At 66.8% G+C, this 24,119-nt stretch carries 19 protein-coding genes; 2 read left to right on the top strand and 17 right to left on the bottom strand.

What is annotated here, in order from left to right; genetic code table 11:
• Nucleotides 1–4 precede the first annotated feature (4 nt).
• The 7 genes from uraH to CXY77_RS17755 form a co-directional block, all read right to left on the bottom strand.
• Nucleotides 5–406, bottom strand: a complete 402-nt coding sequence (uraH, locus tag CXY77_RS17785; protein ID WP_104090670.1) for a hydroxyisourate hydrolase — start codon at nt 404–406, stop codon at nt 5–7.
• Nucleotides 403–576, bottom strand: coding sequence for a hypothetical protein (locus CXY77_RS20240; protein WP_158252880.1), 174 nt, complete (start codon nt 574–576; stop codon nt 403–405). Before CXY77_RS20240 ends, uraH begins: the two co-directional genes overlap by 4 nt.
• A gap of 14 nt (nt 577–590) precedes the next feature.
• Nucleotides 591–1,442, bottom strand: coding sequence for a MurR/RpiR family transcriptional regulator (locus CXY77_RS17775; protein WP_233197503.1), 852 nt, complete (start codon nt 1,440–1,442; stop codon nt 591–593).
• Complete coding sequence (locus CXY77_RS17770; RefSeq protein ID WP_104130634.1) at nt 1,439–2,716, bottom strand: allantoate amidohydrolase; 1,278 nt, start codon at nt 2,714–2,716, stop codon at nt 1,439–1,441. Before CXY77_RS17770 ends, CXY77_RS17775 begins: the two co-directional genes overlap by 4 nt.
• Nucleotides 2,713–3,351 carry an alanine--glyoxylate aminotransferase family protein gene (locus tag CXY77_RS17765; RefSeq protein ID WP_104130784.1) on the bottom strand — a complete coding sequence of 213 codons (639 nt, stop codon included), beginning with the start codon at nt 3,349–3,351 and terminating at the stop codon, nt 2,713–2,715. Before CXY77_RS17765 ends, CXY77_RS17770 begins: the two co-directional genes overlap by 4 nt.
• Before the next feature lie 112 nt (nt 3,352–3,463).
• Nucleotides 3,464–4,606 (bottom strand): amidase family protein, encoded by a 1,143-nt coding sequence (locus CXY77_RS17760; RefSeq protein ID WP_140425578.1) that lies wholly within the window; start codon nt 4,604–4,606, stop codon nt 3,464–3,466.
• A 4-nt stretch (nt 4,607–4,610) separates the two neighbouring features.
• Complete coding sequence (locus CXY77_RS17755) at nt 4,611–5,693, bottom strand: acetamidase/formamidase family protein (protein ID WP_092339689.1); 1,083 nt, start codon at nt 5,691–5,693, stop codon at nt 4,611–4,613.
• 220 nt (nt 5,694–5,913) lie between these two features.
• Between CXY77_RS17755 and CXY77_RS17750 the strand changes: the two genes are divergently transcribed.
• Nucleotides 5,914–6,510 (top strand): NTP transferase domain-containing protein, encoded by a 597-nt coding sequence (locus CXY77_RS17750; protein WP_104130783.1) that lies wholly within the window; start codon nt 5,914–5,916, stop codon nt 6,508–6,510.
• Nucleotides 6,511–6,590: 80 nt separating this feature from the next.
• Here the strand turns inward: CXY77_RS17750 and CXY77_RS17745 are convergent, their stop codons facing one another.
• From CXY77_RS17745 to CXY77_RS17735, 3 genes are all read right to left on the bottom strand, one after another.
• Nucleotides 6,591–7,904, bottom strand: a complete 1,314-nt coding sequence (locus CXY77_RS17745) for a glycosyltransferase (RefSeq protein WP_104130632.1) — start codon at nt 7,902–7,904, stop codon at nt 6,591–6,593.
• A complete protein-coding gene (locus CXY77_RS17740; RefSeq protein WP_104130782.1) occupies nt 7,901–10,219 on the bottom strand; it encodes a glycosyltransferase in 2,319 nt (772 codons plus the stop codon). The genes CXY77_RS17745 and CXY77_RS17740 overlap by 4 nt, the downstream gene beginning before the upstream one ends.
• A 432-nt stretch (nt 10,220–10,651) precedes the next feature.
• Complete coding sequence (locus tag CXY77_RS17735) at nt 10,652–12,046, bottom strand: OFA family MFS transporter (RefSeq protein WP_104090659.1); 1,395 nt, start codon at nt 12,044–12,046, stop codon at nt 10,652–10,654.
• A 207-nt stretch (nt 12,047–12,253) separates the two neighbouring features.
• Here CXY77_RS17735 and CXY77_RS17730 point away from each other — a divergent pair, with 207 nt between their 5' ends.
• Nucleotides 12,254–14,554 (top strand): FdhF/YdeP family oxidoreductase, encoded by a 2,301-nt coding sequence (locus tag CXY77_RS17730; RefSeq protein ID WP_104130631.1) that lies wholly within the window; start codon nt 12,254–12,256, stop codon nt 14,552–14,554.
• Between the two features lie 6 nt (nt 14,555–14,560).
• Here the strand turns inward: CXY77_RS17730 and fdhD are convergent, their stop codons facing one another.
• The 7 genes from fdhD to CXY77_RS17695 all read right to left on the bottom strand — a co-directional run bounded on the left by fdhD (nt 14,561) and on the right by CXY77_RS17695 (nt 24,106).
• On the bottom strand, nt 14,561–15,412 hold the full coding sequence (fdhD, locus tag CXY77_RS17725) for a formate dehydrogenase accessory sulfurtransferase FdhD (protein WP_092339686.1): 852 nt from the start codon (nt 15,410–15,412) through the stop codon (nt 14,561–14,563).
• Between the two features lie 50 nt (nt 15,413–15,462).
• On the bottom strand, nt 15,463–16,581 hold the full coding sequence (moaA, locus tag CXY77_RS17720; RefSeq protein WP_104130630.1) for a GTP 3',8-cyclase MoaA: 1,119 nt from the start codon (nt 16,579–16,581) through the stop codon (nt 15,463–15,465).
• Nucleotides 16,582–16,725: 144 nt separating this feature from the next.
• On the bottom strand, nt 16,726–17,943 hold the full coding sequence (gene fdhA, locus CXY77_RS17715; RefSeq protein WP_092339684.1) for a formaldehyde dehydrogenase, glutathione-independent: 1,218 nt from the start codon (nt 17,941–17,943) through the stop codon (nt 16,726–16,728).
• Between the two features lie 181 nt (nt 17,944–18,124).
• Nucleotides 18,125–20,146, bottom strand: a complete 2,022-nt coding sequence (locus tag CXY77_RS17710; RefSeq protein ID WP_233197546.1) for a PhoX family phosphatase — start codon at nt 20,144–20,146, stop codon at nt 18,125–18,127.
• A 184-nt stretch (nt 20,147–20,330) separates the two neighbouring features.
• Nucleotides 20,331–21,689: a GntP family permease gene (locus tag CXY77_RS17705; RefSeq protein WP_104090652.1), complete on the bottom strand. Its 1,359-nt coding sequence runs from the start codon at nt 21,687–21,689 to the stop codon at nt 20,331–20,333.
• A gap of 29 nt (nt 21,690–21,718) precedes the next feature.
• The gene (locus CXY77_RS17700) at nt 21,719–22,891 is read right to left on the bottom strand and encodes a glycerate kinase (protein ID WP_104130628.1); all 1,173 of its coding nucleotides are present in this window, start codon (nt 22,889–22,891) and stop codon (nt 21,719–21,721) included.
• A 75-nt stretch (nt 22,892–22,966) separates the two neighbouring features.
• The gene (locus tag CXY77_RS17695) at nt 22,967–24,106 is read right to left on the bottom strand and encodes a sugar diacid recognition domain-containing protein (protein WP_158252879.1); all 1,140 of its coding nucleotides are present in this window, start codon (nt 24,104–24,106) and stop codon (nt 22,967–22,969) included.
• Nucleotides 24,107–24,119 lie beyond the last annotated feature (13 nt).

Raw genomic sequence — 24,119 nt, 5'->3', positions numbered from 1 at the left:
GCGGTCAGCTGCCTCGATAGGTTGAATAGGCGAACGGGGCGAGCAGCAGGGGTACGTGATAGTGCTCCGCAACGTCGGCGAGGTCGAACGTGATCGTCACCTCCGGGTAGAAGGTGTCCCGCCCGGCCTGCGCGAACCAGGCTCCGGTATCGAAGCTGATGCGGTACCGGCCGGCCGGCAGCGCCGCCGGGCCGAGCGCGGTGAGGCGCCCGTCAGCATCCGTTTCGCCGGTCGCGACCAACACCCACGCGGTGCCGACGCGCTGCTCCAGCGTGACCGCCACGCCCGCCGCGGGCCGGCCGGTGACGGAGTCGAGCACGTGCGTCGTGACGTGGCTGCGTGCCGCGACATCCGCGAGCTCCAGTCCCGGCGTGCGCGCCGCCCGCTCGGCGCCGTCCGCGCTCATACCGCGCCAGCGTCGAGCAGGGCGGCGAGGCGCAACAGGGCGATGTCGCGCAGGAGCAGCGCACCGGCCTCGACGTAGGGGGCGCCCGCCGCGACCTCCTCGGCCCAGCGGTCGACGGCCAGGCAGGTGTGCAGGCGATCGCGCAGCGCAGAGACCGAGAGAGTCAACATGGTGCCCAATCTACTCACCAGGGCGCCTCGAGTTCGTCGAGGTCTTCGTACACCTGCGTGATGGCGGCGATGCGGGTGCGGGTTTCGCGCACGTGCGCCCCCATCGCGCCGGTCGCGAGCAGGTTGATCAGGCTCATCGCCGTGGCATAGCTGTCGAAGGCCGAAACGCTATCGATCGGGCATTCCAGCCAGACCGCCGCGCCGTCGGCATGCTTGCGGGCCGACGGGTCGGCGATCAGCACGAGCGGGATCCCCCGCCGCTGGATCGCCGCGACCAGCTGCCCGAAGCCCGCGGTGCGGCGCCGAAAACCGAGCAGAACGACCACGTCGTGCGGGCCGAGTCCGGCCAGATCCTCGCCGATCGACTGCCCGGGCAGCGGCGCAAGCCGTACGCTCTGGCAGGCCTGGGCGAGTTGCTGGCGCAGGTGCAGGGCCAGCGGGTAGCTGTTGCGCAGCCCGATCACGACGACGTTGCCGGCGTGCGCGATCAGCCGCGCCGCGGCATCCAGTCGACCGTCTTCGAGGTTTTGCAGCAGTCGCCGCAGGTTCTCCTGCTCACCCTCCAGGTGCGCGGCCAGGCGCGACGGCGTACCGGCGGAGGCTCCCGGCCCACCCACCGGGGCGCCGTGACTGCGCAGGGTGCGCGCGTGCTCGCGTACGTCGGCGGAATCCTGAAAGCCCAGCCGGCGAAACAGTCGCGACACCGTGGCCTTGGAAACACCGCCGAGTCGGGCCAGCTCCGACGCGTTGTACACCACGAGGTCGCTCAGGTGATCGAGGATGAAATCGGCCACCCGCTGCTCCTGCGGCGACAGCTCGCCGTAGCGACCGTCGATGCGCTGCCCGATGTTCATCGTGTCGGTCACCTCAGAGCCGCACGTGCGTCGTACTCGGAGTCCATCTCGTCGGCGTCGTACTGGTCGGCCAGGGCCAGCACCGCTGCTTCGAACGCATCGAGCGCGACGGCCACGTCGGCCTCGGTGACCGATTCGTCGGGGTGGTGACTGACGCCGCCGAGGCAGCGCACGAACAACATGCCGATGTCGGTGAGCGCCGCGATCGCCATGGCGTCGTGGCCAGCCATAGAGAACAGCGTCGTCGGCGACGACTCACCACCAGCCAAGCGGATGCCGGTCGCCACGGCCGCCCGCAGGTGCGGGCTGCAGTGCGCGGCCGGTGCGCCGTGAGTTTGAACGCTCGTCAGCGTCAGCCCTCGGCGTTCGCAAATTTGCTCCGCCGTCTGCTCGATCAGGGCCCACGCCCGGTCTCGTTGCAGATCAAACTCGCCGCGCAGGTCGAGACTGAACTCGACCCGCCCCGGAATGACATTCACCGCGTCGGGAAAGAGGGCGAGGTGACCGACCGTGCCGATCAGGTCCGCCTCGCGGGCGATGCGTTCGATCGCGAGAATGACCTCGCTCGCCCCGGCCAGGGCGTCTCGGCGCAGCGCCCACGGCGTTCCGGAGTGCCTTGCAGCCCCCTCGATCACGACCTGGAACCGTCGGGCTCCCGCGATCGACGACACGACGCCGAGCGCGAGGCCGGCGTCATCGAGCACCGCGCCCTGTTCGATGTGCGCTTCGAGGTAGCCGATCAGTTCGACCGGGGTGCGCGCGGCCTCGCCGATCAACGCCGGGTCGAGGCCGAACGCACGATAGGCCGCGTCGAGGCTCACACCGTTCGCATCGAGCAGGCCCCACCACTCGTTCTGCCAGGTTCCGGCCAGGGCGCGGCTGCCGAGCAGGGTGGTGCCGAATCGGGTGCCCTCTTCGTCACCGAAGGCGGCCACCTCAAGGGCGAACGGTAGGGGGCGACCCGACTGCGCGAGGCGTTCGGCCACCGCGATGGCGAGCAGCACCCCGAGGATTCCGTCGTACCGCCCCGCCGCAGGAACCGTGTCGAGGTGCGAACCGAGCAGCAGTGCGGGTAGCCCGGGGGTGGCTCCTTCGAGCCGACCGCACTGGTTTCCCGCGGCATCCTGCCAGGTGGCCAGGCCGGCCGCGGTCATCCACTCGGCGGCGAGGGCGTTCACGGCGGCGTGTTCGGGCGAGAGGTAGACCCGCTCGATCAGGCCGTTCGGCAGAGAGCTGTGCCGGGCGAGCTCGTCGCACCGGTCGAGGATGTCGGCCGCGGTCGTCACAGGGCATCCTGTCGCGCGTTATCGGCGTACACATCGTAGGCGGCGCCCACACCGCTGCCACCCACAACGGATGCCCCGGCGCGGCGCAGCACCTGCTCGAGCGCGGCGAAGGTGGTCAGCACGGTGTCTTGGCGGGCGTTGTAGCCCATGGTTCCGATGCGCCAAACTTTGCCGTGCAGTGGGCCGAACGAGGTTCCGATCTCGATGCCGAAGTCGTTCAGCAGGGCCCCGCGCACGCTGTCGCCGTTCACCCCGTCGGGGATCACGACCGCGACGACGTTATTCATCTTGTGCCCGAGGTCACCAAACGTATCGAGGCCAAGAGCCTGTACCCCGGCCAGCATCGCGGCGCCGTGCCGACGGTGCCGCTCAACGGCCTCCGGCAGCCCTTCCTCCACGAGCAGCCGGGCGCATTCGCGGGCACCGTCGATCAGCGAAACCAGGGCGGCCTCGATGCCGGCCCGGGCGGTACCGTCCACGAGCAGCGTGTGCTCGTTCGTGGTGCCGAAGACGGTGCGGTAGAACGCTTGCGTCTCGGTCATGTAGCCGGTCATGGCGGGGTCGTACTGGCCCACCAGTTGTGCCGCCATGGCGCGCAGCACCCGAGGATCGGCGTTGATCGGGCCGGGACCCATGAGAAGTCGCGCGGGCGGGTTGATCGGAAGACTGGAAATGTGTTTCACTCCCTCGGCATGGTGAAACAGGTGTTTCAGGTGCCCAGTTTAGGCAGCAGACGTTTCCTGCACGTTACGGGGATGTCGCAGTGTTGAAACCCGGTGGCTCACCCGAGCGCGGTGGCCAGTTCCACTGCGGCATCCACGAGCGCCAGGTCGCTGAACCGATCGCGGCCAGGCAGGTCAACGCGAGGGTCGCGCTGCGGCTGCGATCGAGCGTCGCCGGGTCGCTGTCGCGGCGGGGCGCCGTCGACGCGGTGCTCGGAAGCAGCAATACCCGGTCGTTCAGAATGTGGTCCAGTCGCTCGCGCGCTACCGCGAGAACGCCCCGCGCCGCGCGGTCGGCGCTGCCGGTGACCTGAGACGCCCCGGCGAAACGTGCGGCCACATCGGGGCCGAGCGCTCCGGGGTGGGCGCGCACCCAGCCGCCGTGGATCTGCCAGGCCTCAGCCGCCTGCACGGTGCGAAAGGCCTGGAACAGGGCGGTGACATCGCCGACATCGACGAGATCGACCGGCAGTCGGCTGGCAGCACCGAGAAACTCCGCCTGCACGTCGTCCTCCAGACCGAAAACAACGGATGCCGCCACCGCGTAGCGCTGCGGCGCAATACGTTGCAGGTGCGGTTCCATCGACGCGACCACGGCCGCACGCAGCACGTCGGGGGTGCGGGTGAGCCAGCCGACCGCATCGAACCGCGGCGCGAGTGGCAGCAGTCCACTGCGATTCACGGCGTCCTGGGTGCTCCGAAGGCCCCACAAACCCTGGTACGACGCGGGCACGCGAATGGATCCCGCGGTGTCGGTGCCGAGCCCGATGTCGGCGTGGCCGAGCGCGACCGCTGCAGCCGGGCCGCTCGACGACCCGCCGGGGAGCCCATCGGGAACCCGCGGGTTCGGCGGGGTGCCGTAATGCACGTTGGCTCCGGCGATACTGTAGGCGAACTCATCGGTCTGCGCGATACCGCGCACACTGGCGCCCGCACCGAGCAGTGACCGCAGGGCCGGGGCGCTTTCCGTCGCGACGGACTGCTCGCGCAGGTATTCCGGACTACCGGCGCCGACAGCGAAACCGGCCACGTCGTAGAGATCTTTGACGGCGACGGTCAAACCGTGCAGCGGAGCGCCGGTTTCACTGCCGGATTCGCTGCCCACGAGGGGGTTGCCCAGGACCCGCCAAATGCTGGTGTCAAAGGCCGGCACCGCTGCCGAACGCATCGAATCAACCACGAAAGTCGGCCACTCGAATGCGGGCGTGCACGCCGGTGACACGGTCAACCACCTGCGAGATGTTGAAGTCGGTTGCGGCGCTGAGATAGGCGTAGGCGAGGGTGCGATCCATGCCGTAGCGGGCGGCGAGCAGGTTGATTGCCGCCCGCACGCACTCGCGCACAGCCTCGTCGAGGTCGACGTTCAGGCCGGTCGGCACGAGAAAATCGCTCGTCTCGGCGAGTGGGCCGACGAGCGCGCCAAACTGTGTGAGGGCATCCGCTTGGCTGATCACGTCGAAGCGTACCCTGACGCGCAGCGACGCCTCCATGGCCGTGAGGGCGACCGCGCCATCGCCCTGAGCGAAGTGCGGGTCGCCGACGTAGGCGAGCGCGCCCGGGACCTGCACCGGCAGGTACAACGACGATCCAACGGTGAGCAGGTTGATATCAAGGTTGCCGCCGTGCGCGCCCGGCGGCACGGAATGCGCCCGAACGTCGCCCGCGACGGCGACGCCCATGATGCCGAGGAACGGGTTCAGGGGAAACCGCACCACCCGGTCGCCGCCGGGCTGGAGCGGCAGTGTGCCCACTTGACGGCCCTCGTACTCCTCGACGGCCGCGAACACGCTCACATTTTCGTTACCGAGCGGATACTCGCCCGGCAGGGTGCCGCGACCGTGCCGGTTGGAGATGATTCCGTAGGGCACCCGCGGTGTCGCCTCGAGGACGGTCATTTTGAGCAGGTCGCCGGGCATCGCCCCGCGCACGTGGATGGGGCCGGTGACAACGTGCGGGCCGTCGCTGCCCGGGTCGCGGTCGATGTCCGAGGCGGCCAGCGCGACGGCGTCGTCGAGTACGAATTCGCGCGGCACACCGTTTCGGCCGAAGAACGCGGCCGGGTCGCGGCCCTGATCTTCGAGCACCCCCTCGTGGCTGATCGTGTCGATGGTCAGCTCCTCGCCCGAGTCGACAGTGATCACACCCACGTCCCGCGCGCACGGCAGACGCCCCCAGAGCACAGTATTGATAGTCGCGGGAAGATATTGCCCCGAGCGGATGCTGCAGCGCTGCGGCTGAAGGATCAAAGCGTTCATCGTAGCCTTCCAGACAAGCAGGTACCAAACAATGCGCCGAGCGACGCATCGTTGTTGATCCGGCGAGGGCCAGGCCGAATCGGAGTGAATTTCACGCGGCAGGGCTGAAAATATCGGGCTCTTCCTGCGAGCGTATAGCGCCGCGGCCAGCGAAACGCCCATTCACCCCCGTGGTGGGGGGATCGTGACCGTCGCAGGATTGGCCCGTACGATGGCAGGCATGCAGACGCCGCAGCCCGCCAGCCACGCCGCGGGGCTGGTGCTCGCCGCCGGGGCCGGTTCACGCTACGGTCAGCCGAAGGCGCTCGTGCACGACGCCGCCGGGCACTCCTGGCTTCGGCACACCATCGATGTCCTGACAGCGTCCGGCTGCTCCCCCGTGATCGTGGTACTGGGGGCCCGCGGGGCCGAGGCCGCGGCGCTGCTTACGCCTGCGGCATCCGTTCTAGTCGTGCAGGCCACCGATTGGGCCGACGGGCTCTCTGCCTCGCTGCGTGCCGGGCTGCTCTGCGCTCTCGATCAGCCCGGTCTGACCAGCGTCGCCGTGGTTCCGGTGGATGTGCCCGACCTGAATCAGGCGACGATCGAGCGGATGATCGGCACCAGCACCGAGACCACCCTGCGCCAGGCACGGTTCGCCGGGCAACCCGGTCACCCGGTCGTGATCGGCCGCGCACACTGGGAGCCCCTCATTGCTGGTGCGACCGGTGACTCCGGCGCCGGTCCCTATCTGCGCTCGCACGCGGCCGAGGCCGTCGAGTGCGGCGATCTAGGCACCGGAGTTGATGTCGACCGGCCGAACTGGCCGGTTGTGTAGAGGGCCGGGCCCAGCTTAGGAAGCCGGGACCATGATCTATCCTGGGCCCAGTGTCCGGGCCCGGGCCCGGAGAGAAGGGGCTAACCTCGGGCGGGCACTTGGGTGACTGCCGCGTAGGCGCGCGACGCTCCGGACTGCAGGGTCAATGACACCGCGAGTAAGTCGAGGTGGGTGCGCGCGGAGCCGGTGAGGCGCAGCATCCGCTCACAAGCCTCCCGCAGGTCGAGAACGGTCGCGGTGTTGGGTGGCAGAGACGTGCCGAAGCCGGCGTCGTCGAGGGCGGCCGCCCCGGCAAACTGGTCGGTTGAGAACGGGAGCACGACGAGCGGCACCCCCTCGCGCATCGCCTCGGTAACCGAATTATTGCCGCCGTGCGTCACGGCGAGGGCGGCATCCTGCAGCAGGCGCACCTGCGGCAGGAACCCGCGCACCAGCCAGGAGTCGGGGATGGGCCCGAGCACTGTGGGATCAGTCGCCCCGACAGCGAGAGCGACCCGCACCGGCAGGCCTCTCAGGGCGGCGGCAACGCGCGTGAGCACATCACCACGTACCGAGAGAAAACTTCCAAAACTGACGTAGACCACGGGCAGCGAATCTGCGGCCAGCCACGCCTCGACCTCGGGATCGACAGCTTCGGTGCGCACGGCGGAGCCGAGAAAGACGTGCGGCGGCAGCGCCTTGGTGCGCTCGGGGGCGTGCAGTTCGGCCGGGTAATTGAGAAGCAGCACGTCGCCGCACTCCTGGAAGGCGTCGCGGCTCGGCGTCGCCTGGGGGTCAAGCTTATGCAGGGCGTCATTCCACTGGCGGGTGAACGAATCCCGCACGGCCTCACACTGCAATTCGAGCAGGGTGAGTTCAGTCGCATCGGGCGCGAACACGGCAGGCCAAGAAGGCGGGTAGCCATAGACCTCGGTTTCAACGGGCAAGGCCGACGGATGCCCGAGCACGACGTCGGCGTGCGGCACTCCGGCGCTGAGCAGGCCGAGCCGGGCACTGAAGGCGAGGTGGTCAACGATGATCTGGTCTGGCCGCACCTTGGCGACGATGCGCTGCACCTCGCGGGCGATCTCTACCGGATTGTAGAGCAGGTCGCTGCTGCGCGCCTTGGCTTGAAAACGCAGGGTATCAACCATGCCGCGGCGGGTGGCGTCGAAGAAGCCGCGCAGGGCATCGTCTTCACCGACGGGCTGCTGTTCGGCCCGAATCGTGCCGGGGTTGGAGCCGCGGCCCAGCTGCAGATTCTCCCGTTCGAACCCGAACGCGGTCACGATGTCGGCCGTCGCCGGACCGGTCGCCACCACGACGCGCTCGCCGGCCTGCGCCCAGGCGGTACCGAGCGTGGCGAGCGGGTACAGGTGCGAGGCATAGTCCGGGCTGATGATCAGAAGGGTCACGACACGCTCAATTCCCAGGCGATCGGCTCGCTGGCCAGAGCAACGTCACGGTAGACCTCCGTCAGGGTCGACGCCATTGCCTCGATGGTAAACCTGTTCGCGACCATGCTGCGAGCCCGTGCCGCGTTGGCGCCACCATGCGCTCCCGCCGCCAGGGTCAGCGCGTCAGTGATGGAGTGGGCCAAGGCGTCGCAGTCACCGGTGTCGACGAGCAACCCGGTCACGCCGTGCTCAACGTAGGTCGCCGGTCCGCCGCCGTTGGGGGCAACCACTGTGAGTCCGGTGGCCATCGCCTCGAGCAGTGCGATGCCGAACTCCTCTTTCATGCTCGCGCAGACATAGACGCCGAACGGAGCCGCGAGGCCGGGACGTCCATAGCGGGCGGCGGCAAGCCAGCGCGCGACGGTGTCGTTGGCGCGGTGCCCAGCCAGCAGCAGGCCTCGAGTTGATGCTTCGGCGCCCGCCACTGCTGCCTGCATCCGTTGCAGCTCGATGCCTTCATCCCGCGACGGATGCTCCAGGTCGCCACCCACAATCAGCAGGTTGCAGCGAGCCTGCAGTTTCGGGTCGCCGCTCCACGCCTCGACCAGGGCGGCCATACCCTTGACCCGGTGCAGTCGGCCGACGCTGATCAGCAGCGGCAGTCCGCGCCGGTCGGGCGGGAGCGTACCGAGCAGGGCGTCGAGCTGGTCGAAGGCCACGGCGGCCGGTTCGACGGCGGCCCGCGCGTGGGCGGCGCGGGAGACCAGCAGGCTGCCGCCGGTGAGGCCGAGCGAGCCGAGGGCATCCGTTCGCGAACGGTCGATCACTGCCAGGTCGATACCTTCGGGAATGACGGAGTGACGTTCGGGGTGCGCGTCGATGTCGATGCCGATCAGTCGTTCGATGTCCTGCTGCAGTTGCGGGCGCGGAAACAGCACGGTGTGGGCGGCATCCGCGGCGAGGCGCTGCACCAGGCGGGCGCGAAACCAGAAGTGTTCGGCCGCGTCGACGGTGCCGAAATTGGCCCGGGTGAGCGCGCCGCTCGATTCGAGAGAGTCGATCACGCCGTGCGGGTCGGGTGCCACGGTGAACACCACCGGAATGTCGAGGTCGCGGGCGACCGTGGCCGCGGCGAGGCTGCCGACGTCGGCCATGCGCAGGTGAATGGCGTCGACCGTGCCGGCCGAGCGCAGAATACGACGGATGCCGCGCTGCGCGGCTACCCGGCGCGGCCACGCGTCGATCGACGGCACCGGACTACCGACGAACGGAACGGCCGCAAACGAGTGCCCGGGCTGGGTCGATCCGACGTCGGAGAGAGCGTCGAGCGCGTACTCGTGGGTGCCGCGGGAGATGGTGATGACCCGGTCGACCCCGGCTGCCGCAGAGTTCGGCCCCCCGGCCGGACCGGCGACGAGGGCGTCGCCGAGGCGCACCAGCAGTGTGGCGATGCCGCCATTGTCGCCGACGCCTACCTGAGAGAGCTCACCGTCGATGTCGGCGTGCAAAAACAACTGGGCGATCGTGGCGCTCTGGCTGCCGTGCTGCCACGATCCGCGCGGGGCCGCCGTGGCCGTGAGGTCGAACAGGGCCAGGCGGGCGACCGCGGCGAGTTCGAGGCTGTCGTCCGGGGCGTTGTCGTCATGGGCTTTGTCATCGGGGGCCTCGTCGGGAGCCTCGGCACCGGGCGTGAGGGCATCAGCTTGGGATAGCGTGGAGAGCAACGACATGACGGCCGGTGTCGGGGCCCGGTCGCCGAGTGCCGCGATGGCGACGACGCGAGCGTGCAGTTTCTCGGTGCGATCGACGGCGACGCGGCGCAGCAGGCGCTCCGGTATCCGGCCAGGGATAAGGCCGATGGTCTCGACCAAGCGGGCTCGGGCATCCGCTTCGCTCGTGCCGAGCAGGATGCCCTCGAGGAACAGGCCTACCTGATCTGCAGCGGAGGAGCCCCACTGCTCGAGGGTGCGCTGGGCGAGCATGCCGGTGAAACCGCCCTGCCGCACGAGTGTGACCAGCCCAGCAATGGCGTCGTAGCGGGGCAGCCGGGTGCCGAGCGCCCAGGCAGCGTGCTCGCGCAGGAACGCCGAGTCGTGGTGCAACAGGGCCACGAGAACCTCGTCGGCCGAGTCGTCGAAGACCTGGGCGAGGGCGTGCACCGCTGCAATGGCGGTGAGCTGATCGGCGGGGTCGGTCGCCGCCTGGGCCAGCAGCCGCACGGCGCGAACACCGCCGTCGCGTGCAGCCGCCACCGTGAGATCGTCAGCCCGACGGATGCCGTCGAGAATGGTGGCGGCAGAGCGCTGCTCGTCCAGGGCAGTGTGGGTGGCCACGAGCTTCTCCTCCCCGCGGACTTCTCCACGGATCGATCGCGGCGATTCGGGCACGCCGCGAGTGAACGGGGCTTCCCTCGGCCAGTCCACGCCGAGAAACTCAGGAATCCGAGCACTGATGTGGCCGGACCAGATTTAGCTAGCTGAGTTAGCTAATTCCCCATTCGCCATCATGGCATGAATTAGGGCCTCAAAGCTGGGAGACTTCTCACATCGCCTGAAAGCGCCGGATTTGTAGCGAAATTCTCGATCCTTTGCCGGAATACGAATAGAGTCACGCCCCAATGAATGGAGCGTGACTCTATGCTGGTGACGCGCGTTGACCGGCCCGGGTTTAGCCGAACAGGGCCGTCACCTTCGCGAGTGTCTGAGAAATGCCAAAGGCCAGCGGGATCCCTACCAGCGCCCAAGCCACGATGACTTTTAGAACCTTCATGCGTGCGCCTTCCTAGCTGTTGCACCGACGAGCGGCTTTTCGGGTTCGTGAAAGTCGGTGTGAACCGGTCGCACGAAAAGGTTCGCCACAAAACCAACAACGAGCAGCCCAACCATGGTGAGCAGGGCCGGCTGATAGGCCGCGGCCGTCAACTCACCCGGAGCGCCCTGAGCATCGAGGAACGAGTTGACAATGAGCGGACCGGCAATGCCGGCCGCCGACCAGGCCGTCAGCAGGCGACCATGGATGGCCCCCACCTGAAAGGTTCCGAACAAATCCCGCAGGTAGGCCGGAGCTGTAGCGAAACCGCCACCGTAAAAAGAAATGATAACGAAGGCCAGTACAACGTAGAGCGCCGTCGTACTCGATCCGAAGAGCGCCAGCAGCACGTACAACACCGTGCCAACGCCGAGGTACACCATGTAGATGTTCTTGCGTCCGGTCTTGTCCGACGTGGCCGACCAGGCGAATCGTCCGCCCATGTTAGCGAGCGACAACAAGCCCACAAAGCCTCCGGCAACGGCCGCCGAGACCAGCGAGTTGCCGTCGCTCTGCCGGAAGAAGTCCTGGATCATCGGTGCGGCCTGCTCGAGAATGCCGATACCGGCTGTGACGTTGCAGAACAGGACGACCCAGAGCAGCCAGAACTGACGCGTGCGAATGGCGTTCCTGGCTGAAACGTGGTTGCTCGTGACGAGGGCCTTGACCCGCACCTTCGACGGATCGAAACCGGCCGGCACCCAATCAGCAGCCGGAACCTTGATCGTGAAAGCCCCGAACATCATGTACGCGAGATAGATCACGGCGAGGGTGAGAAAAAGCTTGCCCACGGAGTCGCCGCTTGCCACCCAGTTCGCTGCCCCGGAGTTGGGGTCATAGAAGCTGAGGAGCGCCGTCGACACTGGGCTGGCGATGAGGGCGCCGCCGCCAAAGCCCATGATGGCCATGCCGGTAGCGAGGCCCGGGCGGTCCGGAAACCACTTGATGAGCGTCGAGACGGGCGATATGTAGCCGATGCCGAGGCCGATACCGCCGATGAAGCCGTAGCCGACGTAGACCAGCCACAGCTGGTTCGTAAAGATTCCGAGCGAACCGATGAGGAATCCGCCCGACCAGAACAGTGCCGCGACGAACATGGCCTTGCGCGGCCCGTTGGTGTCGACCCAGGTACCCATGATGGCCGCCGACAGGCCGAGCATCACGATGGCGATTGAGAAGATCACCCCGATCTGCACCAGGCTGGCGTCGAAGTGCGCCACAAGCGCGGTCTTGTAAACACTCGTGGCGTAGGCTTGGCCAATGCAGAGGTGCACGGCGAGTGCGGCCGGCGGAATCAGCCAGCGGTTGAATCCGGGTGGGGCGATGGTGCGGTCTCGGTCGAGCCAGCTCATGGAGATATCCTTGCTGCCGGTATGGCGATAGCGACTCTGCTGTGCGTTTCGGCTGTCCACGATGGCCGTGGACGTACTCCGCAAACGGATTGACTGAATAGTCTGCGGAGGCAATCCTAGACGATTCATCGAGCACATTTCGTTCCAAAATCTCGCCCATTTGGTAATTCGGGGGAATTCCCCTTGGCGGCAAGGCAGGATAGATATATGACACGTTCAGCACCTATCGACGACATCAACGAAAAAAATCTTGTCGTCACCGCGCCCAAGACCCATGCGGCGGGCATCCAAGCCGTAGCGGTGGCGCTCGATCGGGGTATTGCCCAGGCTGGTATCGTTCGCACCGCACGGTCGCTGCTGCGCCTCAACCAGCGCGACGGCACCGACTGCCCCGGATGCGCGTGGCCGGAATCCCAGGGACATCGCAAGACCGCAGAATTCTGCGAAAACGGCGCGAAAGCCGTCGCTGAAGAGAGCACGCTACGCACGGTGACGCCCGCGTTCTGGGCAGAGCATTCCATCGCCGAGCTCGCCACCAAGACCGAGTATTGGCTCGGAAACCAGGGCCGCATTACGCACCCCGTCGTCATTCGCCCGGGCGACACGCACTACTCGCAGATCTCCTGGGATGATGCTTTCGAACTCATCGGTGAGCAGATTCGCGCCACGGTGCCCGACCGCACCGTCTTCTACACGTCTGGCCGCACCGCCAACGAGTCGGCGTTCATGTACCAGCTGTTCGCCAGGTCGATCGGCACCAATAACCTGCCCGACTGCTCCAATATGTGCCACGAGTCCTCCGGCTCAGCACTGAACCCCACGATCGGCATCGGCAAGGGCACGGTCTCGCTCGAAGACATCCACCAGGCCGAACTCATTATGGTGGTCGGCCAGAACCCGGGCACCAACCACCCGCGCATGCTGTCGGCCTTGGCCGAATGCAAGGACAACGGCGGCAAGATTGTGGCCGTCAACCCTCTGCCCGAAGCGGGACTGTTCAACTTCATGGACCCGCAGACTCCGAAGGGCGTCGTCGGCAAGGGCACCAACCTGGCTGATGAGTTTCTGCAGATCAAGGTCGGCGGTGACCTGGCCCTGTTCCAGGCGCTCGGTCATCTGTTGCTCGAGGAGGAGGCCCGCATACCAGGGTCGGTCATCGACCACGAGTTCGTCGCCGCGAACACCGACGGAATCGAGGCCTATCGGGCCGCCCGATCGGTGATTGACTGGGCCGAAACGAAAAAGGCCACCGGCCTGGACCGTGCCGCGATCGAGACGGTGGCGCAACTGCTCATCGCGAGCAAGGCCACCATCATCTGCTGGGCGCTCGGACTGACCCAGCAGCCGCACTCGGTGAACACCCTCAAGGAGATCATCAACCTATTGCTCCTGCAGGGCAACTTCGGCAAGCCCGGCGCAGGCGCCTGCCCGGTGCGCGGCCACTCCAACGTGCAGGGCGACCGCACCATGGGCGTGTGGGAAAAGCCGAAGGAGCCCATGCTCGCCGCCCTCGACGCCGAGTTCGGCATCGTATCCCCGCGGGAGCATGGCCTCGACTCCGTCGACACGGTGGATGCCTTCGTGCACGACCGCGTCGACGTGTTCGTCTCCATGGGCGGCAACTTCGCCCTGGCTTGCTCCGATACCGACCTGCTGGAGAAAGCCATGCAGCGCGTCGGTCTCACCGTGCATGTGTCGACCAAACCCAATCGCTCGCACGTTATGCACGGTTTGACCTCGCTCATCCTGCCGACGCTCGGCCGAACGGACACCGATGACAAGCATCCGTCGGGCCGCCAGGTGCTCTCAGTGGAAGACTCGATGTCGGTCGTTCGTACCACTCAGGGACGCCTCGAGCCGGTGTCTGAGCACCTCCTCGCCGAACCGGTGATCATTGCCCGCATGGCCAACGCCACGCTCGGAGAAGACCACCCGGTCGATTGGAAGGCGATGGCGGAAGACTACGACGTCGTTCGTGACCACATCTCCCGCGTCGTACCCGGCTTCGTCGACTTCAACGTTCGGCTCAAGACCAAGAATGGGTTCGTGCTGCCCAACCCGCCGCGCGATACGCGCAGCTTTGCCACCGATATTGGTCTGGCCCGGTTCACGGTGAGCCCGATCGAGTACCTGTCGGCGCCAGAGGGTCACTTGATTCTGCAGACCATCCGCAGCCATGACCAGTACAACACCACGTTCTACGGTCTTGATGACCGCTACCGCGGCATCAAGAACGGTCGTCGCGTCATCCTCATCCACGAAGACGATGTCACCGAGCTGGGCTTCGCCGACCGCGATATGGTCGACGTGATCAGCACGTACCAGGGCGTCGAGCGCCGAGCCGACACGTTCCGCCTCGTGGTCTATCCGACACCGCGCGGCTGCGCGGCTGCGTACTTTCCGGAGGCGAACGCACTCATGCACCGCGAGCTCGTTGCCCGCGAATCGAACACTCCCGGTTACAAGGCCATGACCGTGCGCTTCGTTCCGGCCGGCGCCATTGCCTAGCCTGAGTCAGGCGGCCTGCTCGTCACTGTGTGCGTCGATGATCCGGTCGCCGCCGGCATAGACGACCATGGAGTTGCCGCGGAGAAAGCCGACCAGGGTCATGCCAACCTCGACGGCGAACTCCGCGGCGAGTGACGAGGGCGCCGAGACCGCCGCGAGCACGGGAATGCCCGCCATCAGGGCCTTCTGGGTGAGTTCGAAACTCGCCCTACTCGATACCATGAGCACCGTGCCGGTCAGCGGCAGCCGGTTCTCCTTGACCGCCCAGCCGATGACCTTGTCGACGGCGTTGTGCCGGCCGACGTCTTCGCGCAGCACGAGCATTTCGCCGGAAGCGGCATCGAACAGGCCGGCCGCGTGAATGCCGCCGGTCTTCTCGAACACGTTCTGCCCCGCGCGCAGCTTGTCGGGAAAAGTCGTGAGCAATTCGGCAGTCACTCGCACCGCGTCATCCGCTATCTCAAAGACTGATTTGGTGCGCACGGCATCGATGCTCTCCTTGCCGCACAGGCCACAGGAGCTGTTGGTGATGAGAGAGCGCTCCAAGCTCGGTGCCGGTGGCGCGACGCCGGCACCGAGGGTGACGTCCAGCACGTTATAGGTGTTGACCCCGTCGATCGCCCCAGCGCAGTAGCGGGCCGAATTAAAATCGTCGCCCTGCGTGATGACGCCCTCCGAGACCAGAAACCCCGCCGCAAGGTCGATGTCGTTACCCGGGGTACGCATCGTGACGGCAAGGCGGCGGCCGTTCACTCGAATTTCCAGCGGTTCTTCGACCGCAAGCAGGTCCTCGCCAGCCAGAGGCTGGGCACCGACGGTGATTCGGGTAATTTTGCGTCGCGCGGTAATTCTGTTCATTCTAAAGTCTCCAAAACGCTGGTGCCGTTACCGCACTCCAGCCTTGCCGATTAGCCGCCGATGTAGGACATTTCGATTTTCTTGGCACCAGACGCCCGCAGCTCACTGGTCTTCGCGCTCCGCAGCTGCGAATAGCGGTCGGTGCGCTCCCGCCATAGGTGCGCCATAACGGTGGAGAGTTCCGCGTCGGAGCATCCGCCGCGCATGAGCGCCCGCAGGTCGTGGCCCTCGGTGGCGAACAGGCAGGTGAACAGCTTGCCATCGGTCGACACGCGGGCGCGCGAGCAGGTCTGGCAGAAATTCTGGGTGACACTGGAGATGACACCGATCTCGCCGCCGCCGTCCTGGTAGCGCCAGCGGCGGGAGGTCTCGCCGCTGTAGTTCGGGGCGATCTCTTCAAGCGGCAGCTCGGCGTGGATGCGCGCGATGACATCTTTCGACGGCACGACGGCGCCCATCTCCCAGCCGTTGCTGGTGCCCACGTCCATGAACTCGATGAAGCGCAGAATGTACGGGGTGTCCTTGAAATGACGGGCCATGGCCACGATGTCCTGGTCGTTCTTGCCGCGCTGCACGACCATGTTGACCTTGATCGGGCCGAGGCCGACGGCTTCGGCCACATCGATGCCGTGCAGCACCTTGGCGACGGGAAACTTCACGTCGTTCATGGTGCGAAACGTGGTGTCGTCGAGCGAGTCGAGCGACACCGTTACGCGCTTCAGGCCGGCATCCGTGAGCGCCTGCGCCTTCAGGGCCAGCGCCGACCCGTTCGTGGTCAGGGCAATGTCGATCTCACGGCCGTCGGGGGTGCGCAGCTCGGCCAGCAGGGCAATGAGGTCTTCAAGCCCCCTACGCAGCAGTGGTTCACCGCCGGTCAGCCGAATCTTCTCAACGCCATGGGCGACGGCCACGCGCGCGAGCCGGGTGAGTTCCTCGAAGCTGAGCAGTTCGTCGTGTTCCATGAACGCGAAGTCCCGGCCGAAGATTTCCTTCGGCATGCAGTAGACGCAGCGAAAGTTGCAGCGGTCGGTGACGCTGAGGCGCAGATCGTGCAACGGCCGGTTCAGCCGGTCGGTCACGGTGCCGGTGGGCGTTTCAAGGTGCACCGGAATGTCCGAGCGCTCTCGATAGAAGCGCGGAGCTGGTTCTGCAAGGTCGGCGCCGGTCATGTTTCCACCCTAACCCCGCGCTCCGCCCGGAGATACCCAGAACACCGGTAATAAGCGGATGCCCAGGGCCGGTACAGGAGATGGCCTGGCCGGGAGATTTCCCGGCCGGGCCATCCGCTTCACCTGTGCCGTCCGGCAGTGCTGTTAGCCCTTGACGTAACCGTTGGGGTTCAGCACGTACTTCGTCGCCGCACCGGCGTCGAATTCGGCGTAGCCACGCGGGGCGTCTTCGAGGCTGATGGCTTTGGCGTTGACGGCCTTGGCAATCTGCACCTTGTCGTGCAGGATCGCCATCATCAACTGGCGGTTGTACTTCATCACCGGGCACTGGCCGGTCGTGAAGGACAGCGACTTGGCCCAGCCGAGGCCGAGCCGAATCGACAGCGAGCCCACCTGCGCGGCCTTCTCCTTGGCGCCCGGGTCGCCCGTGACATAGAGGCCCGGAATGCCGAGGGCACCGCCAGCTGCCGTGACCGTCATGAGCGAGTTGAGCACGGTGGCCGGAGCCTCGTGATCGGCGTCCTTGCCGTGGCCGCGCGCCTCGAAGCCCACGGCGTCAACACCGGCGTCGACCTCTGGCACGCCGAGGATCTGCTCGATCTGCTCCCCCGGCTCACCCTTGGTGAGGTCGATGGTCTCGCAGCCGAAACTGCGGGCCTGCGCGAGACGATCCGCGTTCATGTCACCGACAATGACGACGGCCGCACCGAGCAGCTGCGCCGAGACGGCGGCCGCAAGGCCCACCGGGCCGGCTCCGGCCACGTACACGGTCGTTCCGACGCCGGCACCGGCCGTATAGGCCCCGTGGAAGCCGGTCGGGAAGATGTCGGACAGCATGGTGAGATCCATGATCTTCTCGAGCGCCTGGTCCCGGTCGGGAAACTTCAGCAGGTTCCAGTCGGCATAGGGAACCAGCACGTACTCGGCCTGGCCTCCCACCCAACCGCCCATGTCGACGTAGCCGTAGGCACTACCCGGACGGTCCGGGTTGACGTTGAGGCAGATGCCGGTCTTACGTTCCTTACAGTTGCGGCAGCGACCGCAGCTGATGTTGAACGGTACCGACACGATGTCGCCGACCTTGATGAATTCCACGTCGGGGCCGGCTTCGACCACTTCGCCGGTGATTTCGTGCCCCAGCACCAGGTTGCTCGGTGCGGTGGTACGCCCACGCACCATGTGCTGGTCCGAGCCGCAGATGTTGGTGGTCACGGTCTTGAGAATCACACCGTGCGGCACCTTGCGGCCGACGTTGGCCGGGTTGACACCCGGTCCGTCTTTGAGTTCAAACGTAGGGTAATCGATGTCGATGACCTCGACGACTCCCGCGCTCTTGTAGGCAACTGCTCTGTTCCCCGTCATGAACTACCTTCCTCGTTTTTCTTCGCGGAGCAAGTCAGACGACCTTCTCCACATTGAATGAGCGCTGCCGATTCTGACTGCAGCCCTTTTACTTCACCACGGTTTTCAGAAATTACAATCAGCCAACTCCCAGTTCGTGCCCCCCGTTCTGGCCTATGCGACGACCAGATCGGGGAACGACTCAGGACTTCCAGACCTGCACGACGGATGGCCGGGGCCCCGCCCACGCACCGGCCGGCACCGCAGCACCCAGCGCAACGTAGTCCGGGAATCGACTGGACTGGGCGGCCCAGCTGCCGTTCTCCCCCGGATGCTGCACGGCCACGTACACCATCGATTGCTCAGAGCGGATGACCGGCCCGCACGTCTCCGCCTGCCGCGGCACCGAAAGGAACTGCTGCACCCGCCCGCGCTCGGGGCCGGTGAGCGGCACCTTGAACAGGCCGTCGCAGAATCCGATCGTGCTCGGGGCACCGTCGGTGGAGATCCACAGGTTGCCCTCGGCGTCGAAGGCAACGTTGTCCGGGCAGGAGATGGGTGAGACCTTCTCGCTCGGGAAACCGGCGAAGTAGGTGCTCGTGTTCGTCTTCGGATCGCCGCAGACGAGCAGCAGGTTCCAGTCGAAGGTCACCGCGGTGGCGTCGGAGCCGGTTTCGGTGATCTCCACGATGTGGCCATCCCGGTTGATCGCGCGGGGGTTGGGCTCGGTGGCGCCCTCCTTGCCCGGCAGGCCACGGTCGGTGTTGTTGGTGCAGGCGACGTAGATCTTGCCGGTCACCGGGCTCGGCTCGACGTCTTCGCAGCGGTCCATTTTGGTGGCGCCGACGGCATCCGCTACCAGCCGGGTGTTCACGAGGGCGTCGTCGGTGCTGAAGCCGGGCACCTGGCAAACGCCGTCGATGACGAGCGCGACCCACTGGCCGGTGCCGTCGAACTTTTCGTCGGCGGGCAGCTGGCCGGTGCCGGTGATCTCGCCGGCCGGCGAGTTGCCGGTGAACCGGGCCACATAGAGGGAGCCACGGGTGAGCAGGGTCTTGTTGTGGGTGCGGGCTTTCGGGCCCTTCTTCTTATCGAACCGATCGAAGGAGACGAACTTGTAGAGGTAGTCGAAGCGTTCATCGTCGCCCATGTAGGCGGCGACGTGGCCGGTCTTTCCGACGATAACGTTGGCGCCCTCGTGCTTGAACCGGCCGAGGGCCGTGTGCTTGACCGGCGGCTCGTTCGGCGCCTCCGGGTCGATCTCCACTATCCAGCCGAACCGGTTCGGCTCGTTCTCGTTGCCCGCGATGGTGGCGTCGAACCGGTTGTCGACCTGCTCCCACAGCCGGCCGGTAGGGCGGTTGGCGAGGCCGTAGCGGGCATCCGCTGCGCTGGTGCCCGGCGTGCGGAAGTACCCGTTGAAGTTCTCCTCGCCGGAGAGCACCGTGCCCCAGGGTGTGGTGCCGCCGGCGCAGTTGCCGAGGGTGCCGAGCACGGTGCGGCCGGCCGGGTCTGCCCTGGTCTTCAGCAGGTCGCTGCCGGCGGACGGACCGGTGACGGTGAACGGGGTGCTCGCGGTAATGCGACGGTTGAGGCGGTCACCGACCCGGTAGGTCCAGGGCTGACCGGCACGCTTTCGTTCGAGGGCGACCACGGACATGCCGTGGGCCATCATCGCGACGCGACGCTGCTCATCTGCTTCGGCCGGTGTCGTGGCCGGGGCGAACATGATGCCTTCGTTGGTGTACTCGTGGTTGGTGACGAGGGTGCTGGAACGGCCCTTGGTCTCGAGAATGGCGAGGTAGTCGTTGTTGTAGCCGAACTGCAAGGCCTGCGACGCGGCGGTCTGGTGATCAGGGTCGAACACGTCGGTGGCGGCGAACAGCGGGTCGCCCCAGCGGATGATCGGGTTCCAGGAATACCCCGCCGGTACCGAGAAGGCATCGACGGCCGCCGGAACCGGCGCGATCGGCGTGAACGCGAGGCCGCCGCCCGCCGGACCGCCCGGTGCCGCCAACGCGGGAGTCGTCTGGCCAGCCCCCAGTACGATCGCCGCAGCGCCGACGCCAACGCCCACGAGCAGGGAACGGCGGCTCAGGGCCGCTCCGACGATGTCGCGAAAGTAGTCATTCGTGCTCTCATTGGGCACCGGGTGAAAGCAGGCGTCTGCACACTTGAGGTGACAGGTGACCGCACTGCGCTTACCGAGCGTATGGCCATCCATCGGCAGCAGAGGGATCAGCGGCCGGTCACGATCGGTGACGCTCTGACGGAGATCTTTGGCTTCACGATTCAACATGCGGGCACTCCTGATGGTTTGGTGAACCCCGAACTGGGGGCAGAACCACCCTCCCGCCACCCGGTGACTCCACGGTGAACCGAATATGAACGTTCGGTGCCGATCAGTGTTACAGGACGATGAGACCGATCACCCAGACGGCGGCGAAACCGGCGACGCCCTGGATGGCCGTGGCCGGGGTGAGCGTGCGGTAGGCCGTCGCGACCGGGATACGGCTGAGCTGCGACACCACCCAGAAGAAGCTGTCGTTGGCGTGCGAGACGACCATGGCTCCGGCGCCGATCGCGAGCACCGAGAGCACTTTGCCGAGGTCGGAGTCGAGGCCGAGGGCCGGCAGCAGCGGCAGGAGCAGCACCGACGTGGTCACCATGGCGACCGTGGATGAACCCTGCGCGGTCTTGAGCGCGGCCGAGATGAGGAACGGTACGGCCAGTCCGAGCCCGAGCGTCGAGAGGGTGCTGCCGAGAAAGTCGGTAAGGTCGGAGGCCGCAAGCACGGCTCCGAAGGCGGCGCCCGAGGCGGTGATCAGCAGGATGGGCGCCGAGATGCGGATGCCCTCGGTCACCCGATCGCCGAACGCGTCGAGCTTGCCCTTACCGCGTAGCAGGAACAGCGAGGCGATCAGGCCGACGGCCAGGGCGATCACCGGGGTGCCGACGAAGACGATGGCGATATACAAGCCGGAGTCACCGAAGGGCGCGGCCGGCAGTTTGGCGATCGACGCAAGGCAGATCAGCAGGATCGGGGCGAGAATCGGCAGGAAAGCCAGAAAGGCGTTGGGCAGCTTGCCGTAGGCGGCGCGAATCTTCTCGTAGTCCTGCTCGCTCTCCTCGCCGCTCGGCTCGGGCATGAGCTCGATGTTTTTCTTCAGGAACCGGTTCGCCCAGAGCAGCCCGGCCAGTGCCGAGACCACGGCGGCGATCAGGCCGAAGCCGATGATGAGGCCCAGCTGGTCGATGATGTTCAGGTTGCCGGCGGCGGCGAGTGGGCCGGGAGTCGGCGGTACGAAAACGTGGGTGGCGTACAGGCCGGTCATCAGGGCGATGGTCATGGCTACGAGCGATACCTTGGCCCGGGCGGCGAGCGACTTCTTGAGGGAGTTCAGAATGACGAAGCCGGAGTCGCAGAACACCGGGATCGACACGATGAAGCCGATAACGCTCATGGTCAGCGTCGGAAACCGGGTGCCTAACACGCGAATCAACGCTTCGGCCATGGCAATCGCGGCGCCGGTACGCTCCAGGATCACGCCGATGATGGTGCCGAACAGGATGATCAGGCCGATATTTCCGAGCGTGGCCCCAAAGGCCGTCGTCATGGTCGGGGCGATCGTGTCAACCGGCAGACCGAACGCAAAACCACCGACCAGCGCCGCAGCGAGCAGCGCCAGGAAGGGATTGATTTTCAGCTTCGCGGTGGCGAAGACGATGGCGGCGACGAGAGCCACCAGGATGGCGATGCTCAGCATTGAGACGGCCTTTCTATTTCAGGGTGGAACTAGTGGGTCTGGAGAAAGAAGGAAACGACCTGCGCCGTGGTCTCGCGTAGGCGTTGGGCCGCGTGCTCCTGCAGGTCGTCGAGGGTCGCCGGTCCGCCGGCGATCGAGAATGCGGCGCTGACACCGGATGCCGCGGTGTCGGCTGGCGACAGCGCCACCCGCCCGGCGATGACGACGACCGGGCATCCGGTCGGCGCCAGACGTGCGACTGCCACGGCCACCTTGCCGCCGAGCGATTGGGAATCGAAGCTGCCTTCACCGGTGAGTACGAGGTCGGCGCGGGCCATCTTGTCGGCCAGGCCCACGGCATCCGCTATCAGGGTGGAACCGGGTACCAGCTCGGCGTGGAGCAGCGGCACGAGGGTGGCCGGCATACCGCCGGCCGCTCCGGCGCCTGGCCGGCCCTGCATGTTCTCGCCGGTTTCAGCGAGCACGATGGCGGCGAGGTGGGCCAGGCCCGCGTCGAGCTCCACGACATCGTTGGGCTGGGCGCCCTTTTGCGGGCCAAACACAGCGGCTGCGCCGTTCGTGCCGCAGAGCGGGTTGTTCACATCGACCGCGACGCGCCAGCTGACCTCGCGGGAGCGCGGGTGCAGGCTGGTCAGATCGATGGACGCAATCTCGGCCAGGCCCGCGCCGCCGGGCGCGACCGGTTTGCCGGCGGCGTCGAGAAAGCGCGCGCCGAGCCCGGCGAGCAGACCGGTTCCGCCGTCGGTGCTGGCGGAGCCGCCGACACAGAGCAGAATCTCGTCGACCTGCTGATCGAGTAGTTCCCGGGCGAGCAGCCCGACGCCGAAGCTGTCAGCGCGCTGGGGCTGGGGCTGGGCATCCGCTGTCAGGGGAAGGCCGTTGGATTCGGCCGCTTCGATGAGGCCCGTGCGGCCGTCGGACGAGGTGGCGTAGCGAGCCCGGCGGCTGCGCCCGAGCGCGTCGACGGTGAGCATGGTGCGGGGCAGGACGCCCCAGACGGCGGCGATGGCATCGAGCGTTCCCTCGCCGCCGTCGGCCATCGGGCAGAGGATCAGCTGCGGGTCGGGCCGGCCGAGCGCGAGGCCGGCGTCGCGGGCACCCTCGGCCATGGCGGCGGCGGCTTCGGCCGCGCTGAGGCTTCCTTTGAACGAGTCCGGCGCGATGACTATGGTGAGCGGCTTCAGCGCCGTGCGATCGTGCATTGGTTCAGGCTAGAACACAACCAGACACATATTCAGGTGGAATCACACCACATTTCTCGGCAAATCATGGGCTATTTACTGTGCATCGTGCACATAGCGAGCGGCATCGGCCGCCAGTGCGACCCGCATCCGCACGGCGGCGTGAAACTGTCGGAGGTTGAGGCCGGTCAGCAGCTCGATGCGGTCGAGTCGCTGCACGAGGGTATTGCGGTGCACGCCGAGTTCCCGCGCCGCGCCGGCAATCGACAGTTCGGCCTGCAGGAACACCCGTGCCGTCTCGTTCAGGGCCGCGCTGAGCGGCGCGAGCACCGATTCAGCGAGATCCTCGATCATGGCGGTGGGCAGGCCGGCGATCGCGAGCTCCAGACCCAGGGCGTCGAGGCGAGTCTCGGACCCGACGTCTACCAGCTCGAGCAGCCCGGGCCGGGCCAGCAGCGCGCCCAGCCGTTCAGCGTCGCTCGCGAGTTGTTGCATGGTGGCTCCGACGCGTCCGATCAGAAAACGCAGGGGCGGCTCGCCGGAGCGCTGCAGACGCTGTCGAAGCAGCTCGTGGCCCAGCGCAGACGACGATCCGCTGAGCACCCAGACGGCACCGTTAATGTCGGCGGCCACCACTCCCGTGAACTCGCGCAACCCACGAAGCAGCGCCACCGACTGGTTCTCGGCCACGATTCCAGTGAGGTTCCACGGTGGCTGCAGTGGCGCGTCGATGCCCCGCAAGCCCGCCATCAGGCGACTCTCGGTGAGATTACCCCGCGCAAGGGCCCCGAGGATGTCCCGAATCGCGGATTCTCGCCACGACGCGTTATCGCGCTGCCGCTCCTGGCTGAGCAGCATCTGAACGGTCAGCACGAGCACCTGCGCGACCGGCAGCACCTCGGCGGGGATTCCGGTGACCCCGACGACGGCCACGACCTGTCCGTCGACGATCAACGGAATATTCACTCCCGGCCGGGTTCCCTGATGCTCGTCGCCGGGAGCGATGTGCACCGCTTCCCCGCGAACAGCGGCATCCCGGGCACCGTCATGCAGGGTGCCGATGCGGGCAGCATCCAGTGAGCCGATGATCACCCCGCCCGCATCCATGATGTTGACGTTGTGCACGAGGCTCGGCGCGACCTGCTCCACCAGGCGCTGGGCGAGCTCACGGGTGATCTGTGCGGTGCCGGGTGCACTGCCGGTCGGTGCGGTGCCGTTCGGTATTGCGTCGGTCATTTGACCATCGTAG

The sequence above is a fragment of the Cryobacterium sp. N21 genome (assembly GCF_002929575.1).
Lineage (GTDB): Bacteria > Actinomycetota > Actinomycetes > Actinomycetales > Microbacteriaceae > Cryobacterium > Cryobacterium flavum.
The sequence above is the reverse complement of the archived record's forward strand: the minus strand, read 5'-3'. Positions and strand labels throughout refer to the sequence as shown.